This is a genomic window from Arthrobacter zhaoguopingii, assembly GCF_009828605.1.
GTDB lineage: Bacteria > Actinomycetota > Actinomycetes > Actinomycetales > Micrococcaceae > Arthrobacter_D > Arthrobacter_D zhaoguopingii.
Genome location: NZ_WIAE01000002.1, coordinates 403,775 through 418,821 on the forward strand (window position 1 = coordinate 403,775; position 15,047 = coordinate 418,821).

A 15,047-nucleotide genomic window follows, 5' to 3' on the forward strand; every position below is an offset into this window, starting at 1 on the left:
CGGAACGGAAGTCAGAGGGGTTTGCGGATCAGGGCCAGGAACATGGCGTCGGTTCCGTGAAGGTGCGGCCACAGCTGCGCCGTGGATCCCGTTCCGGACGCGGCCGGCCGGGCGGCGTTCAACGGTCCGCCGATGCTGACCGCGTCGAGGGCCGCACCGGAGTCGAGCAGCTCCATCTCCGGCCGGCGGCGCAGGGCGTCCTCGACGACGGCGAGGGTTTCCGCATGGTGCGGCGAGCAGGTCACATAAGCGACGACGCCGCCGGGGCGCACGGCCTCGAGCGCGGACTCAAGCAGGCCGCGCTGCAGCGGGGCAAGCTCCACGAGGTCCGCGGGCTTGCGCCGCCATCGGGCCTCGGGGCGGCGCCGCAGGGCGCCGAGCCCGGTGCAGGGCGCGTCGACCAGGACGCGGTCGTAGCTTTCGGGTTCCTCCTGCCCGACCTCCCTGCCGTCACCGACGCGCACAGTCCAGGTCCCGCCGTCCACCGGACGCAGGGCCTGACGGACGAGCTGTGCGCGGTGCGGCACCGGCTCGTTGGCGACGAGGGTCGCGGGCACCGGGCGGCCCAGCGCAGCGAGGAGCGCAGATTTGCCTCCGGGCCCGGCGCACAGGTCGAGCCAGCGCTCGGATCCGGGGGCGGGCGCCGGACCGGAGCCGCCCCCGGCTCGGGTCTCGGGTCCGACGGGAAGCAGGTCGACGGCGGCGAGGGCGCGGGCGACCAGCTGCGAGCCCGCGTCCTGCACGCGGAGCGTGCCTTCCCGCACCCCGGCCAGCCGTCCGACGTCGCCTCCTGCGAAGTAGGCGGACCCTTCGGCCAGGCGGCCCGGTTCGGCGCCCTCGGCCAGGGCTTCGTCGAGGGAGCCCAGGCCGGGAAGCGCCACAAGGTTCACCACGGGCGCGGCATTGTCGGCCTCGAGCAGCTCGTCGATCTCCTCGACGGTGCGACCGTGGGCGACCAGTGACTGCCGCATAGCCCGCACGATCCACTCCGGATGGCTGTGCGTCAGGGAGGCGATCCTGACGCCGTCGGTCTGGCCGGCGGTCAGCTCGGCGATCCAGGAGGCGAGGTCGCGGGCGGCCACCTTGCGCAGCACGGCGTTGACGAGGGAAGCGGGCCCCGCACCGATCACGGCACGGACCAGGCCGACGGTCTGATCGAGCGCGGCATGGGCGGGCACGCGCATCCCGAGGAGCTGATGGGCACCGATGCGCAGCGCGTCGAGCACCGCCGGATCGAGCTGCACCAGGGGACGGTCGACGCAGCGGGCCAGCACCGCATCGTAGGTCCCCTGCCCGCGCAGGGCGCCGTAGGCCAGTTCCGTGGCGAACCCGGCGTCGCGGCGGTCGAGTCGGTGCCTGCGGATGCTCACCGGCAGGACGAGGTTCGCATAGGCGTCTTCCGCAGCCACCGCCCGAAGCACCTCGAACGCGACAAGGCGCGCCGGGTCGGCCTTCCGGGTCCGCTGAGAGGGCGCGGCCTGGGAGAACCTGCGCTCCCCCGAACGGTTCCGTTCCCTGCCCTTATCATTACGGCGCGGGCGCTGGCCCGGCCGCTGACCAGCTCCTGGGGTATCAGACATCAAAAACCAACTCTCCGCGCGCCAGGGCGCCCCTCGCCCAGTCACGGGCGTCCATCATTGTCTTGCCGGCGGGCTGCAGGCGGCCGAGCACCACCGGCTCCGATCCGGTGCCGACCTGCACGCCGCCGTCCCGGAGCTCCACCCGACCGGGGGCAAGGTCCACCGGATCGCCGGACCCGGTGTCCGGCCGCGCCGGCCGGAGTTCCGACGCCGGGCGCACCGGCGCGATCTTCACGCGCTGACCCGCAAGGAGTGTCCAGGCGCCCGGCTCGGGGGTCACGGCATTGATCCGCCGCCGGACGGCGACGGCCGGCTGCGTCCAGTCAATCCGGGCATCATCGATCGACAGCTTGGGGGCGAGGCTGACCTCCCCCTGCTGCGGAACCGCCTCGACCGCGCCCTGCCCGAGCGCTGTCAACGTCTGCGCCAGCAGGGTGGCGCCGCTGTCCGCAAGCCGGTCCAGGACCTCGCCGCTGGTGTCGGACGGTGCCAGCGCTTCGGTCACGGTTCCAAACACGGGGCCGGTATCGAGTCCGCGTTCGAGGCGGAAGGTCGACGCCCCGGTGATGTCGTCGCCGTGAAGCACGGCGTGCTGCACCGGTGCGGCGCCGCGCCAGGCCGGCAGCAGCGAGAAGTGAAGGTTGATCCAGCCATGCCGTGGAAGCTCGAGCGCCCGCGCCGGCACGAGCCCTCCGTAGGCGACGATCGCCGCTGCGTCGAGGTCAAGCGCTGCCAGCTGCCCGACCACCTCGTCAGTGAACCGGTTGGCCTTGATCAGGGGCAGCCCCAGCTGCTCCGCCCGGGCGGCCACGGGGCTCGGGGCCAGGGTCCTCTTCCGCCCGACCGGGGCATCGACGCGGGTGAGCACCGCAGCGATCTCAAAGCCCGCGTCCGACAGCGTGTTAAGGGAGGGGACGGCCACGGCCGGAGTACCGGCGAACAGGATCCTCACCGCCGGCGTCCCGCATTTTCCGCACGCGCCGGTGCGCCCGCAGGACCGGCGGCCGATGCGCTGATGAAGCTCGACCCGAGGGTCTTGGCTCGCTGTGCCGCCGTCTGGCCGGCCACGGTGTTGTACTCGGCGCTGCGGATGGCGCGCATCGCCGCTTTTTTCTCCTCGCCCCGGAGCCTGTCGATGTAGAGCGTTCCGCGCAGGTGGTCCGTCTCGTGCTGCAGGCACCTCGCCAGCATGCCGGTGCCTTCGACCTCGACCGGCTCCCCGTGCACATTCTGCCCCCGGACCCGCGCCCATTCGGCGCGCTCAAGGAAGTTCCCCAGCCCCGGGACGGAGAGGCAGCCTTCGACAGCGCCGTCCTGCTGCAGGGTCTCCCCCACCTCGAGCACCGGGTTGACGACGTGGCCCTCGAAACCGTCGATGCTGTAGGTGAAGACCGAAAGGCCCACCCCGATCTGGGGCGCGGCGAGACCGACGCCCTGCACATCGAGCATTGTCTCGGCCATGTCCGCCACCAGCTTCTCGAGCTCGGGGCCGAAGTTTGTCACCGTCGCGGCAGGGGTGCGCAGGATCGGGTCGCCGATGATCCTGATACTCAGTACAGCCATGCGGTTCGGATTCCTTCACCTGGTTGGGCGCGTCGGGCGGATGCCCGGGTGGGCACTGCGGGGGTCTGCGGCGTGCGCGGAGGGCTCGGACCCATCAGCGAAAGCCCTCGAGCCATTCTAGAACGCCGCGCCGCTTCGCCGTCCCCGGCGCCGCTGGGCTGTGGAAAGTGCCGGGCGCGTCCGGGCAGGGCCGGTGCCCTGCCCGCTGCCTACCCGAGGCCTGCCCTCGACCGGGACGGAGCCGGCCCGGGCTCCTCGGCGACCGTCAGCCGGCTGCGACGGAGGACGGCGCTTCCGGAGCGGGTGCGGCCGGGCCCGGGGCGTCCGCACCGGTGGCCGGCGCCGGACCAGCCGGAGCCGCCGCCGGCGCCCCGGCCGCAGCGCGGGCGGGCGGCGGGCCGATCGGGAGCAGCGCCCGCCCTGCCGTTTCGGCGTTTCGGCCGGCCTCCCAGGCACGGCGCAGTGCACAGAATCGAAACCAGTGCTCCTTCAGCACCTCGGGATTGGCCCGCAGGGCCCGGACCTCCGTCTGGCCGACTGCCACGCCGAGGAGGAGGGGCTGCTCGCCGTACTTCCACGGTTCCCATTCGCCCTGATGGGAATCAACGAGGCTTTCCTGGGCCTTCATCCCGGCAACCAGCTGCATGACCACCTTGTCATCGAGCCCCTTGACGAAGCCGTCACGGTCGGTGCTCTTGGTCTTGTAGTCGATGAGGCACAGCCGGCCTCCGATGGTGGCCACCAGGTCGAGGGTTCCGGCGTACCCGAGTTCCTGATTCCAGACGGTCAGTTCCGGGGCGATCGGCCGGACATCGTAGAGTTCCCACCATTCGTCGAAACGGGCCGCGAATCCCTCCTCCCCGTTCTCCACGAGGGCGAGGCGTGCGGCGTCGAGGGTGGAGGGCCTGCCAAGGGCGCGCAGCGCCACCTGTTCGCAGTAGTTGTGCACCCGGGTGCCCCGGAGGGCCGCGTCGTCGCGGTACCGCTCGGCAGCCTGCGCGGCGTCCCGGACGGCCTGCTTCAGCTCGGCAGGTTTGCCCAGCGATCCTGGCAGGCGCGGATCGGCAGCCAGGGCGTTCGCCGCCATGTGCCCGAACCAGCCGCCGAGGGACGACGGCGCCTGGGCGATGACGGTCGTGATCGACGGGACGGTGGGCTGGTCCGACGTCGACCTCGCATACATCCGTCCGTAGGGAGTGGAGTGGGCGAGCAGCGGTTCAGTCATGGCTTAAGTCTGTCACTCTCCGGTGACACTCCCTCGCCGCGCCGTTGACCTGAAGACGCGCCCGATTGGACGAACCTCGAATAGTCCTATAGAGTTTTTTCTCGTTGGAAAACAGAAAAACACGAGGAACTCAAGGGTTTCGTGTTCAAAATTTTCTTTCTGCGGACGTAGCTCAGCTGGCTAGAGCACCACCTTGCCAAGGTGGATGTCGCGGGTTCGAATCCCGTCGTCCGCTCGCAAGTCACTGCATGGCCGGTTCATCCGGCTGTCTGTTTGTTGGATAGCGGTGGGGTGGCCGAGTGGCTAGGCAGCGGCCTGCAAAGCCGTGCACGCGGGTTCGAATCCCGTCCCCACCTCCAGTAGGTGAATTGCAGAGAAGGAAATTGGGCGATTGGCGCAGCGGTAGCGCGCTTCCCTGACACGGAAGAGGTCACTGGTTCGATCCCAGTATCGCCCACCGAGAAAGACCCCCGGGAAACCGGGGGTCTTTTGTTTTTGCAGCGCATTACGCGGGCTCCCGGTGTCGACGTGATAGGAAACACCCCTGAGAGGTTAGGGAGTACGTTCCGCATCCTCGTGGCTGCCGGAAGAAGCCGGCGGATGCGCTTTCCTCCGGCGAGGGGGCGGCCAGGACACCCTGCCGTTCCGCGCCACACTCCTCCGCACCCCACGCCCGCATTGCGGGCCCCAAGCCAGGGCTCCTACCCGCGGGGTTGTCAATAATCGACTGGTCAGCTATAACTGTACAGGTCGGTAGTTGACCGACTGTCTACTAAAGGGAGCGAAACCATGGAAGCACGTAAAGTCGCCGTCATCACCGGCGCATCGCAGGGCATCGGAGCAGGCCTCGTCGACGGGTACCGCAAGCTTGGGTATGCGGTGGTCGCGAACTCCCGCTCCATCGCCCCGTCCGAAGACTTCGACCTTGTCACCGTTGCCGGGGACATCTCGGACCCCGAGGTTGCCGAGCGCGTCATCGCCACGGCAGTGGAGCGGTTCGGCCGCGTGGACACGCTCGTGAACAACGCCGGCATCTTCATTGCGAAGCCGTTTGCGGACTACACCCAGGAGGACTACGACAACGCCCTGCGCGTGAACCTCGGCGGTTTCTTCCACATCAGCCAGAAGGCCATGGCGAACATGGTCGAACGGGGCTCGGGTCACGTTGTGAACATCACCACCACCCTGGTCGAGAACGCCAACTCCAATGTCCCGTCCGCCCTCGCTTCACTGACCAAGGGCGGCCTCGCTTCCGTCGTGAAGTCCCTCGCAATCGAGTACGCGGCCCGCGGGGTGCGCGTGAATGCAGTCTCCCCCGGCATCATCAAGACCCCGCTGCACGCGGAGGAGACGCACGACACCTATGGAGCACTTCACCCGGTCGGCCGGATGGGAACCATCGACGACGTCGTCCACGGCGTGCTCTACCTTGAGCAGGCCCAGTTCGTCACCGGCGAGTTCCTTCACGTCGACGGCGGGCAAAGCGCAGGAAACTAGCACCGGCCGGGGGCGGCGGGTCCGCCGCCCCCATCCCGGCGGGAACGATGCACAGCTGTCTTCCTCCCGCGAAGCCGCAACCGATCCGGAACCCTTTCATTCCGCGGACCCGACGAGCGGCGTCAGCCTCTGACGTAGCGCGGTGCTGGGCCATCTGACGTGGGCAGGGCGCCATGCCGGGGAGGCCCAATGGCGCAACTCAAGGACCTCGTCGGGCACGGCCCTCGGGGAATTATCCGTCGACCCCTTCGGTTGATACCAAAATAGAATCTATTAGTCCTAAAGGAGTACTTACATGGCGGCACTACTCGAGCAGGTCCTTGAAGCGAACGGCGGCCTCGACCGCTGGAAGAGCCTCAACGGCTTCACCGCCCGCATCACTTATGGCGGCCCGTTCTGGGGATTCAAGGGACAGCCTGACGTCGTCGGCACCGACCTCGTCGAGGCGAACCTGCAGGAGCAGCGCACCCGCCACACGCAGGAGGGAACCGGCCGCGTCGTCGAGTACGACAGGAAGGCCGACCGCGTCACGATCACGGCCGCCGACGGCACGCTTATCGAGGAGCTGAACAACCCCCGCGCCAGCTTCGAGGGCTACACCCACGAAACGCAGTGGACCCTCGCCCAGATGTATTACTTCCGCAGCTACGCCACCTGGCACTACCTCGTGGAGCCCTACATCTTCACCTGGCCCGGCGTTGAGACCCAGGAAGTGGAGCCCTGGACCGAGAACGGCGAGACCTGGCGCGTGCTCAGCGTCACCTTCCCTTCCTCGATCGACACCCACACCACCACCCAGCTGTACTACTTCGATGCGGCCGGCCGCCTCCGCCGGATGGACTACCAGCCGGAGGTCAACGGCAACTCCCCCGTTGCTCACTACATCCGCGGGGAGGCCGAGGTCAACGGACTCAGCATTCCCACGAAGCGGCACATCCACATCCGCAACAATGACCGGACCCCCGATCTGTCCTGGGTTCCGATTGAGATCGAACTGAGCGACATCAAGATCGCGTGATGCTCCTGCCGGAGGGGAGGACGCCTCCTCCCCTCCGGCCGACGGCCGGCTCCACGGCACCCACCTGGCTCCGCTCGAAGCGGTTCAGCGGCTTCCGCCGGACCGCCGGCCCCGGATTTGGCTCCCCCTTCGCCGCACGATATTGTTGATGCACTGGTTCAAGCCGGGTTCGCGACGCATGAAAATCCTTCTGCAAACGAATCCCCTGGGAGCCAAGCACATATCACCCGGGGTCCCGTGCAGGGACGCCCTCTTGCGGACGTAGCTCAGCTGGCTAGAGCACCACCTTGCCAAGGTGGATGTCGCGGGTTCGAATCCCGTCGTCCGCTCCACCGCTTCCGGTTCACAGCCGGAACTGCCCCACCGCAGCAAATCCGACGTCGGCCGCCGCGTGCCGCTTCCATGGCCCTCCTGTCACCCCCTCCCGCGAGACTGCAGCACACCACGTAATGTTCCGCTCGAAGCGTGGTGACCTGCACACTCGGCGGCGAGGGAAGCCTCAGAGGAGTGCCCACCCCTCCCCCGGACGCTTGCCCGCAATCTGCACTACGATTGTGACGAAGGGAACACCAGGTTCCCGGGTAGGAAAGGAGGTGCCTGTGTCTGTTTTTGACGGGCTCAAAGGCAAGGCCGGTGGGTTGAAGGACAAGGCGACCGGACTGATCGGCGCCAACTCGGAGAAGGTCAAGACCGGCATCACCAAGGCCGGCGGCTTTGTCGACGGCAGGACCGGCGGCAAGTACTCCGGGCGCATCCGCGGAGTGCAGTCGAAGGCCTCGGCGATGGTCGACAAGATCGAACGCGAGCAGCGCGGCGGCACGACCGGACCTACACCTCCTCCGGCCTCATCGCTTTAAGTACCGCAAAAAGGAAGCGCCGGTCCCGCCGTGAGGCGGAACCGGCGCTTTTGTTTAAGCCGGTCCGGGCCCGGCCCGCAGGCTACGCGCCGGAACCGCCCTGCCGGGCCAGTGCCGTAAGCCGGGAGACCGCCCGGTAATACTTCTTCATGTACCCGCCGTGCATCATCTCATCGGTGAACAGCTTGTCGAAGGGCACGCCGCTGGCGAAGATCGGAACGTCCCGGTCGTAAAGGCGGTCGGCCAGCACCACGAAGCGCAGGGCCACGGACTGCTCGGTGATTGTGGAAACCCGGTGCCATGCCACCGCCTCGACTCCGTCGAGCAGCTGCCGGTACTTGCTTGGGTGCACGCCGGCGAGGTGATGGATGAGGTCGCCGAAGTCATCCTCGGCCAGCAGCCCGCCGTTGCCCGAGTAGTTCCGGACGTGGTCGCGCAGGCCGGATTCACTCAGGGGCGCCGGCGGCTGCGGCAGCCCGCGGTGGCGGTAGTCCTCGCCGTCGATCCGCAGCACGTCGAACTGGTCGGCGAGAACCTGAATCTCCCGCTGGAAGTCGACCGCCGCGAACCGGCCATCGCCGAGGGACCCGGGCAGCGTGTTGGAGGTGGCGGCCAGCTTGACGCCGGCGTCCGCGAGTTCGCGCATCAGCCGGGACATCATCACCGTGTCACCGGGGTCGTCGAGTTCGAATTCATCGATGCAGACGAGGTTGTAGCCGCTGAGCGACTCGACGGTCTTGCGGAACGAAAGCACGCCGCACAGGTTCGTGTATTCGACGAACGTGCCGAAGGCCTTCGGCCCCTGCGTCGCGTGCCAGAGGGAGGCAAGCAGGTGGGTCTTCCCGACGCCGAAGCCGCCGTCGAGGTAGATCCCCGCTCGGGAAGGCGCCTTCCGTGCGCCGAAGAGCTTCCGCAGTCCGCTTGGCTCGGGCTCGTCAACGGTCGTTGCGAACGCCCGCAGCCCACGGACGGCGGCCGACTGCGAGGGCTGTGAGGGGTCGGGCCGGTAGCTGGAGAACGACACGTCCTTGAAGCGCGGCGAGGGGTAGAACCCGTCGAGCAGTTCCTCGACTGAAACTTTCGGCGCGCGGTCGGTCAGATGCTCTACGGATGCCACGGATCAGGGGTGCTTTCTCTTGCCGGCCGAAGGATGCGATGGGAGCGCGACGGCGCGCCCGTCAGGCAACATTACGGCACCGGACTCCAAGGTGCCGGAAGCAATTCGCGCCGGGCGTGGTTACGCTAAGTAGAGAGAAGCCGCCCCCAGCAGAAAGCCATTTAATGCCGCTCGAAACAGATTCGTCCGAAAAGTTCGCTGCCTATGCCCACCCCGGCCGGCTCGTCTCGACGGACTGGCTCGCCGACCACCTCGGCGTGGACGGGCTGGTGGTCCTTGAGTCCGACGAGGACATCCTGCTGTACGAAACCGGGCACATCCCTGGCGCGGTGAAGATCGACTGGCACACCGAACTCAACGACGAGGTACGCCGCGACCTCGTCGACGGTGAGGCCTTCGCCCGCGTGATGACCGCCAAGGGCATCTCCCGCGACACCACGGTGGTCATCTACGGCGACAAGAGCAACTGGTGGGCCGCCTACGCCCTCTGGGTCTTCGAACTGTTCGGCCACGAGGATGTCCGGCTGCTCGACGGCGGACGGGACAAGTGGATCGCCGAGGGACGGCCGCTGACGACGGAGGCCACCACGGTCCGCCCCGGCGACTACCCGGTCATCGAGCGGAACGATCCCCGCGTGCGTGCCTACCTCGGCGACGTGCTTGAGCACTTCGGCAACCCCCTCATCGACGTCCGCTCCCCGGAGGAATACACCGGCGCCCGGACGCACATGCCCGCCTACCCGGAGGAGGGCGCCATGCGCGGCGGCCACATCCCCACGGCGGCGTCCATCCCGTGGGGCCGCGCTGCAGCCGGGGACGGAACCTTCCGCAGCCGGGAGGAGCTCGACGCGATCTACCGCGGCGAGGCGGGCCTCAAGGACGGCGACGACGTCGTGGCGTACTGCCGCATCGGTGAGCGCTCGAGCCACACCTGGTTCGTCCTGGCCCACCTGTTGGGCTTCGACCGGGTGCGCAACTACGACGGGTCCTGGACCGAGTGGGGCAACGCGGTGCGCGTGCCGATCGTCCGCGGTCCCGAACGCGGCGAGGCTCCGGTCCGTCCGGCGGAGGCCCGGCGATGAGCACGGCCCTGCCGGCCCAGCTGGCCGAGATCATCGATGACTTCCAGGACCTGTCGGAGCCGGACCGGCTTCAGCTGCTCCTCGATTTCTCCCGGGAGCTTCCAGAGCTGCCCGAGCGGCTCCGCGAGCATCCCGAACTCCTCGAGCAGGTCGTCGAGTGTCAGAGCCCGGTGTTCCTCACCCTCGAGGTGGGCGAGGGACCCGAGCACCGGGTGAACCTGTTTTTCTCGGCTCCGCCGGAGGCGCCGACGACCCGCGGGTTCGCCGGGGTCCTGATGGAGGGACTCGACGGGCTGCCTGCCGAGGAGATCCTTGCGGTCCCGGACGACGTGCCGGACCGGCTGGGCCTGACCCGCGCCATCACGCCACTGCGCATGCGCGGCATGAGCGCCATGCTGGGCCGGATCAAGCGGCAGATCAGGGCGACTGCGGCCTAGCCCCCGCTCCGGGGTGCCTGCCGCCGGGCAGGGTGCGCTGGTGCAGCACCCGGTCAAGCCAGCGCGAGACCGTTTCCTCCCAGCGGGCCGGGTCGACGTTCCACTCCTTGGTGTGGCGCGCCCGGTGGAACCGTTCGAAGGTGACGAAGGCCGGGTTCCGTTCGGCGAGTTCCACCGAAGGAGCGACCGGAACGAACTCGTCGTCCTCGCTGTGCAGGATGAGGGTGGGGATGGTCAGCTGCTCCGCCCGTGAGATCCAGTCCATGCTCTTGAGGTCGAGGGGCGCGGCCAGGCCTGTGATGCGCTTGGCGGCGTCGTTGGCCAGCAGCCACTGGCCCAGCCGCCCCACCGGGGCCGGGATCCGGTTCAGCTGGGCGTGGTAGGCAAGCACCTCGATCCAGTTCACCACCGGCCCGTCGAGCACCAGCGCGCCGATGCGCCGGCGGTGGCGGGAGAGATCGGCGGTCTGCAGGGCGATCGCGCCTCCCATCGACCAGCCGAACAGGACGACCTCCTGGGCACCGGAGGCGATGGCGTAGTCGATGGCCGCCTCGACGTCGCGCCACTCGGTCGCGCCGAGGCCGTAGCGCCCGTCCGGGGCGAACGGGGCATCGCCGTCGTTCCGGTAGGAGATGACGAGGCTGGTCAGGCCGACGCTGCGGGCGGTGCGCACAGCCCGCAGGGCCTCGGTGCGCTGGGCCCCCCTGCCGTGGATCATGATCGCCCAGGTGTCGGCCGGCGCCTCGGCGCGGATCAGCCACGCAGGCGCTACCCCGCCGTCCACCGGCACCTGGACCTCCTCGTCGGCGAACCCCAGGCCCGACGGCGCCGGGTAGACGCTCCCGCTCCACCAGCCGCGCCGGGCGGTGCGCAGGTCCCCGGCATACACCTCCTCGACGTCGCGCTCAACAGTTCCCTCGCGGGGGCTGTACGAGTGGATGGCGCCGATCCGGGCATGGCCGGCCCCCCGGTTGAAGTAGAGGCTGTAGGTGCCCTCGACCGTGGTGTCCTCGTTGGCCGGCAGGATCACCCGCTGGTCCTGCCCGGCGCCGGTGACGGCGAGGATCTCAAGGTTCTCCTCGCGCGTGCGGGCCGGGGTCACGACCCGGCGCGCGAAGTACGCGGCGAGCGCCGATGCGGCCGTGGCGGCCGACGACGTCAGCAGCGCACCCACGCCGATCCCGAACGCCGTCCATTTCACCCAGGGGGCGGGGGCGGTGGCCTGTGATGCTGGTGGGAATGCCATACGGCCATTCTCACCCGTTCGGGCGCCCAGCGGGCAATTTCGTGAAAGCCGGTGCGTCCGGCCCCTCCGCGCGCCGCCGCCGGGGCGCCGGGCAGGGCCGTGCCGCGGTCCTCCCGCACCCGGCGGGCCGGGTCTACTGTTGGCGGTATGACTCAAACCATTCTGGTGCTGACCGAGGAAGCCCTGCAGGACGCGGATGTGTCGAACCTGAGGACGCTGCAGGGCGAGGAGGAAGCCGAATTCATCATTCTCATTCCGGCGGACCGGAACAAGAGCATGCTCGGCGAGTTCTTCCACCACCTGAGCATGCTGGAGTTCGCCCAGGCGTTCCGGGACGTTGCAGGCAGTGATTCCGGCCACCGGCCGGAGCACACGGCCGCCGACGCACTGGAGGGCTCCCTCCGGATGGCCGCGGCGTCGGGCCTGAGGGCACGGGGCTACACGGTCGGGGACAACGCCGTCGAGGAATTTGTGCGGGCTGCGGCCGACGAGGGCGCTGCGCAGGCCGTGGTGATCACCCGGCCGCACGCCGTGGCGGACACCCTCCACACCGACTGGGCCAACCGCGCGCAGAGCCACCTGGGGATCCCCGTGCTGCACCTGTATTCCGGCTCGGGATTTATTGGCGACTCATAATCGTTGCCAAAGGTATGACGACATCAGAAAACGCCGCTCACCCCGAAATCTTCAAGACCGATGACGAGTGGCGCCAGGAACTGACCCCCGAGGAGTTCCAGGTGCTGCGGAAGGCCGGGACCGAACGCCCCTGGACCGGGGAATACACCGATTCCCACACCGCCGGGGTCTACCAGTGCCGGGCCTGCGGCCAGGAACTCTTCACCAGCAACGAGAAGTTCGACTCCCAGTGCGGCTGGCCGTCCTTCTGGGCCCCGCTTGCCGAGGACAAGGTCCGTTACATCCACGACCGGACCCTTGGCATGGAACGCATCGAGGTGCGCTGCGCCCGGTGCGATTCGCACCTCGGCCACGTCTTCGAGGGCGAAGGTTTCTCGACCCCGACCGACCAGCGGTACTGCATCAACTCCATCTCTATGAAACTCGTTCCGGCCGAGTAATCCGGGAGGTTCAGCCACCGGAGACAGCCGGGAGGACCTGCGGTTGCCGCCTCGTGCGTGCAGCGGCAGGTCCTCTTGCTCTCAGGCTACGCGGGCCCACCACCAGCATAAGATTGTCTAATTGGACGACCAGTTTCGAGTAAGCGTTGCTTTTTTGTTGCTAGGCTCGCCTCAGCATCAGATCCACCGCCCCGCCCGCCGGGGCCCGCTCCGAAAGCAGGCATCCATGACCACTCTGGCGTCCTCCCCGCTCAGCCCCACCACCCTTGCGGAGCACTCCGCCTGGCTCCGCCTCAAGGCGGCGGCCGGTGCCCTGCAGCAGCTGCAGATCAAGGATGGATCGGTCCCCGAACCGGCTGACCTCCCGAAGGCCGCCGAGCTCACCGCGACGATTGTCGAGGCGGTCAGCGAACTCGCCCCCGCCTTCCCGCACGACGCCGCCTACCTCACCGCGCTGGTGAAGGATCTGAAGGCCTGGGCGGAGTCCGGCTTCGGCGTCCCAGACTTCCTCGACTCACTGCTGGCCTTCCAGCCGCAGCAGCACCGTGTCGACGGCCTCGCGCACCTGGTCCTCTTCCCCATGTACACCCAGAACGGCAGCAGCAACCGCCTCGTGGAGGCCGTGCTGATCGAAGTGATCTGGCCCGAGTTCATCGCCGACCTCGAGGCCGGCGACTACTCCAACGGGCTGTTCGTGCCCATCCGCTTCATCGACTTCACCGAGGGCTACAACACCAACTCCGCCGTCCTCTTCCCCGAGACCGTCGCGGTCCGCGAGACCCCCACCTTCACCTGGGGTGCGATCTTCGCCGACCGCGAGGCCGCCCGCTTCCGCCGCGTGGTGGAGGCCGCCGCCGACATCACGCGCCTGGACCTGCCCGCGGAGGCCCGCGAACTCCTGGCCGACCAGAAGCTGGCCGAGGAAACCTTCGTGATGTGGGACCTGATCCACGACCGCACCCACATGCGCGGTGACCTGCCGTTCGACCCGTTCATGATCAAGCAGCGCATGCCGTTCTTCCTGTACTCCCTCGAGGAGCTGCGCTGCGACCTGACCGCGTTCCGCGAATCGGTGCGCATCGCGAAGGACGAGGAGGCCTCGCCCGAGACCCGCCGGCACGCCCGCCTGGTGCAGTACGCGGTGATCTTCGACCGGATCTTCCGCTTCGCCATCACCGGCTCCCGCGTGCGCAACTACGACGGCCTCGGCGGTCAGCTGCTCTTCGCCTGGATGCACCAGCACCGCGTCCTCCACTGGACCGACACCAAGCTCACCATCGACTGGGACGAAGTGGCCGACGTCGTCGTGGCCCTGGGTGAGGAGATCGAGCAGCTTTACTGGCGCTCCATTGACCGACCCAAGACCGCACACTGGCTCGCCGCCTACGAGCTGGTTTCCAAGACCGTCACGCCCCACCCGGCCTCGGTCTGGGCCAAGGGACCCGATGCCCTTCCGCTCAGCGGCCCGCCGCGCGGCCTGACCGACGCCGTGCTCGACGACGAGTTCCCGCTGTCGATGTTCTTCGAAGCCCTCGACCGCAAGATGAAGCCGGTCATCGAGTCGACCGCCGGAATCACCGGAGCCTCGGCGTGACGGACGCCGTTTCGCCGGCGGGCGCACCCGCACCCGCCGGCCTCACCGTGGTGGTGGCCGGGGCAACGAGCGCCTCGGGCGTAGCCGTGGCCCGGGAACTCACCGCCCGGGGCGCGCGCGTGATCGCCGTCGGCTCCCACGCCGGCCGGCTGCAGGACGCCCTCGGGCACCTGAACGGCGTCGAGCAGCGGGTGTGCGACCTGACCGACGCCGCCGCCGTGAACACCCTCGCGGCCGCGGTCGAGGCGGACACCGGCGGCGCCGACGGGCTGATCCACCTCGTTGGCGGCTGGCGCGGCGCCAAAGGCATCACCACCCAGTCGGACGAGGACTACGCCTTTCTGCACGGCTCGGTGTTCCGCACCCTCTTCAACACGAGCCGCGCCTTCTACGACCAGCTCGCGCGCTCGCCCCGCGGCCGGCTCGCCGCCGTCTCGGCCACCGCCGTCGACTCCCCCACCGCGGGCAGCGCCTCCTACGCCGCGGTGAAAGCCTCGGCGGAAACCTGGCTGCGCGCCGTCGCCGAGGGCTTCACCCGCGACGGGTCCGCTGCCGCGTCGACCGCGCTGGTCGTCAAGGCCCTGCTCGACGATGCCATGCGGGAAGCGCAGCCCGGGCGGCGCTTCCCTGGCTACACCCACGTCGACGACCTCGCCCGGGCCGCCGCTGCACTCTTCGCCGTCCCGGCGGCCGAGGTCAACGGCCAGCGCACTCCACCGGCAGACCTGCTGGCCAAGGCCGACGGCTGAACGCCG

The 15,047-nt window shown here is 68.8% G+C and carries 15 protein-coding genes and 4 tRNA genes; 13 read left to right on the forward strand and 6 right to left on the reverse strand.

The window, feature by feature from the left end; translation table 11 throughout:
* Positions 1-11: 11 nt before the first annotated feature.
* The 4 genes from GVV77_RS04790 to GVV77_RS04805 form a co-directional block, all read right to left on the reverse strand.
* The gene (locus tag GVV77_RS04790) at positions 12-1,580 is read right to left on the reverse strand and encodes an RsmB/NOP family class I SAM-dependent RNA methyltransferase (RefSeq protein WP_159616833.1); all 1,569 of its coding nucleotides are present in this window, start codon (positions 1,578-1,580) and stop codon (positions 12-14) included.
* On the reverse strand, positions 1,573-2,532 hold the full coding sequence (gene fmt, locus GVV77_RS04795; protein ID WP_159616835.1) for a methionyl-tRNA formyltransferase: 960 nt from the start codon (positions 2,530-2,532) through the stop codon (positions 1,573-1,575). Before fmt ends, GVV77_RS04790 begins: the two co-directional genes overlap by 8 nt.
* Positions 2,529-3,143: a peptide deformylase gene (def, locus tag GVV77_RS04800; protein WP_159616837.1), complete on the reverse strand. Its 615-nt coding sequence runs from the start codon at positions 3,141-3,143 to the stop codon at positions 2,529-2,531. Before def ends, fmt begins: the two co-directional genes overlap by 4 nt.
* A 265-nt stretch (positions 3,144-3,408) precedes the next feature.
* Positions 3,409-4,368 carry a cytochrome gene (locus tag GVV77_RS04805; protein WP_159616839.1) on the reverse strand — a complete coding sequence of 320 codons (960 nt, stop codon included), beginning with the start codon at positions 4,366-4,368 and terminating at the stop codon, positions 3,409-3,411.
* Positions 4,369-4,529: 161 nt separating this feature from the next.
* On the opposite strand from GVV77_RS04805, the gene GVV77_RS04810 reads away from it, so the two are divergent.
* From GVV77_RS04810 to GVV77_RS04840, 7 genes are all read left to right on the forward strand, one after another.
* A tRNA-Gly gene (locus GVV77_RS04810) sits at positions 4,530-4,603 on the forward strand.
* Between the two features lie 50 nt (positions 4,604-4,653).
* Positions 4,654-4,727 (forward strand) — tRNA-Cys (locus tag GVV77_RS04815).
* 26 nt (positions 4,728-4,753) lie between these two features.
* Positions 4,754-4,825, forward strand: a tRNA-Val gene (locus tag GVV77_RS04820).
* A gap of 332 nt (positions 4,826-5,157) precedes the next feature.
* Complete coding sequence (locus GVV77_RS04825) at positions 5,158-5,865, forward strand: SDR family NAD(P)-dependent oxidoreductase (RefSeq protein WP_159616841.1); 708 nt, start codon at positions 5,158-5,160, stop codon at positions 5,863-5,865.
* A gap of 295 nt (positions 5,866-6,160) precedes the next feature.
* Positions 6,161-6,883 (forward strand): hypothetical protein, encoded by a 723-nt coding sequence (locus GVV77_RS04830; protein ID WP_159616843.1) that lies wholly within the window; start codon positions 6,161-6,163, stop codon positions 6,881-6,883.
* A 255-nt stretch (positions 6,884-7,138) separates the two neighbouring features.
* Positions 7,139-7,215 (forward strand) — tRNA-Gly (locus GVV77_RS04835).
* A 267-nt stretch (positions 7,216-7,482) separates the two neighbouring features.
* On the forward strand, positions 7,483-7,740 hold the full coding sequence (locus GVV77_RS04840) for an antitoxin (RefSeq protein WP_159616845.1): 258 nt from the start codon (positions 7,483-7,485) through the stop codon (positions 7,738-7,740).
* Positions 7,741-7,822: 82 nt separating this feature from the next.
* Here GVV77_RS04840 and zapE read toward each other — a convergent pair whose 3' ends face one another.
* Positions 7,823-8,857 (reverse strand): cell division protein ZapE, encoded by a 1,035-nt coding sequence (gene zapE, locus GVV77_RS04845; RefSeq protein ID WP_159616847.1) that lies wholly within the window; start codon positions 8,855-8,857, stop codon positions 7,823-7,825.
* 164 nt (positions 8,858-9,021) lie between these two features.
* Here zapE and GVV77_RS04850 point away from each other — a divergent pair, with 164 nt between their 5' ends.
* Positions 9,022-9,939: a sulfurtransferase gene (locus tag GVV77_RS04850; protein WP_159616849.1), complete on the forward strand. Its 918-nt coding sequence runs from the start codon at positions 9,022-9,024 to the stop codon at positions 9,937-9,939.
* Positions 9,936-10,376, forward strand: coding sequence for a SufE family protein (locus GVV77_RS04855; RefSeq protein ID WP_159616851.1), 441 nt, complete (start codon positions 9,936-9,938; stop codon positions 10,374-10,376). Before GVV77_RS04850 ends, GVV77_RS04855 begins: the two co-directional genes overlap by 4 nt.
* Here GVV77_RS04855 and GVV77_RS04860 read toward each other — a convergent pair.
* Complete coding sequence (locus GVV77_RS04860; protein ID WP_159616853.1) at positions 10,357-11,622, reverse strand: alpha/beta hydrolase family protein; 1,266 nt, start codon at positions 11,620-11,622, stop codon at positions 10,357-10,359. The two genes, GVV77_RS04855 and GVV77_RS04860, sit on opposite strands and share 20 nt — an antisense overlap.
* Before the next feature lie 147 nt (positions 11,623-11,769).
* Between GVV77_RS04860 and GVV77_RS04865 the strand changes: the two genes are divergently transcribed.
* The 4 genes from GVV77_RS04865 to GVV77_RS04880 all read left to right on the forward strand — a co-directional run bounded on the left by GVV77_RS04865 (position 11,770) and on the right by GVV77_RS04880 (position 15,041).
* The gene (locus GVV77_RS04865) at positions 11,770-12,258 is read left to right on the forward strand and encodes a hypothetical protein (protein ID WP_159616855.1); all 489 of its coding nucleotides are present in this window, start codon (positions 11,770-11,772) and stop codon (positions 12,256-12,258) included.
* A 14-nt stretch (positions 12,259-12,272) separates the two neighbouring features.
* Positions 12,273-12,698, forward strand: a complete 426-nt coding sequence (gene msrB / locus GVV77_RS04870; protein ID WP_159616857.1) for a peptide-methionine (R)-S-oxide reductase MsrB — start codon at positions 12,273-12,275, stop codon at positions 12,696-12,698.
* A 226-nt stretch (positions 12,699-12,924) separates the two neighbouring features.
* Positions 12,925-14,292, forward strand: coding sequence for a DUF6421 family protein (locus tag GVV77_RS04875; protein WP_159616859.1), 1,368 nt, complete (start codon positions 12,925-12,927; stop codon positions 14,290-14,292).
* Positions 14,289-15,041 (forward strand): SDR family NAD(P)-dependent oxidoreductase, encoded by a 753-nt coding sequence (locus tag GVV77_RS04880; RefSeq protein WP_159616861.1) that lies wholly within the window; start codon positions 14,289-14,291, stop codon positions 15,039-15,041. Before GVV77_RS04875 ends, GVV77_RS04880 begins: the two co-directional genes overlap by 4 nt.
* The last annotated feature ends 6 nt before the right edge of the window (positions 15,042-15,047 follow it).

Coding starts and splice junctions, on each gene's coding strand:
- GVV77_RS04790 (WP_159616833.1), bottom strand. CDS start 1,580: ATGTCTGATACCCCAGGAGCTGGTCAGCGGCCGGGCCAGCGCCCGCGC.
- def (WP_159616837.1), bottom strand. CDS start 3,143: ATGGCTGTACTGAGTATCAGGATCATCGGCGACCCGATCCTGCGCACC.
- GVV77_RS04805 (WP_159616839.1), bottom strand. CDS start 4,368: ATGACTGAACCGCTGCTCGCCCACTCCACTCCCTACGGACGGATGTAT.
- GVV77_RS04825 (WP_159616841.1), top strand. CDS start 5,158: ATGGAAGCACGTAAAGTCGCCGTCATCACCGGCGCATCGCAGGGCATC.
- GVV77_RS04830 (WP_159616843.1), top strand. CDS start 6,161: ATGGCGGCACTACTCGAGCAGGTCCTTGAAGCGAACGGCGGCCTCGAC.
- GVV77_RS04850 (WP_159616849.1), top strand. CDS start 9,022: ATGCCGCTCGAAACAGATTCGTCCGAAAAGTTCGCTGCCTATGCCCAC.
- GVV77_RS04855 (WP_159616851.1), top strand. CDS start 9,936: ATGAGCACGGCCCTGCCGGCCCAGCTGGCCGAGATCATCGATGACTTC.
- GVV77_RS04860 (WP_159616853.1), bottom strand. CDS start 11,622: ATGGCATTCCCACCAGCATCACAGGCCACCGCCCCCGCCCCCTGGGTG.
- GVV77_RS04865 (WP_159616855.1), top strand. CDS start 11,770: ATGACTCAAACCATTCTGGTGCTGACCGAGGAAGCCCTGCAGGACGCG.
- msrB (WP_159616857.1), top strand. CDS start 12,273: ATGACGACATCAGAAAACGCCGCTCACCCCGAAATCTTCAAGACCGAT.
- GVV77_RS04875 (WP_159616859.1), top strand. CDS start 12,925: ATGACCACTCTGGCGTCCTCCCCGCTCAGCCCCACCACCCTTGCGGAG.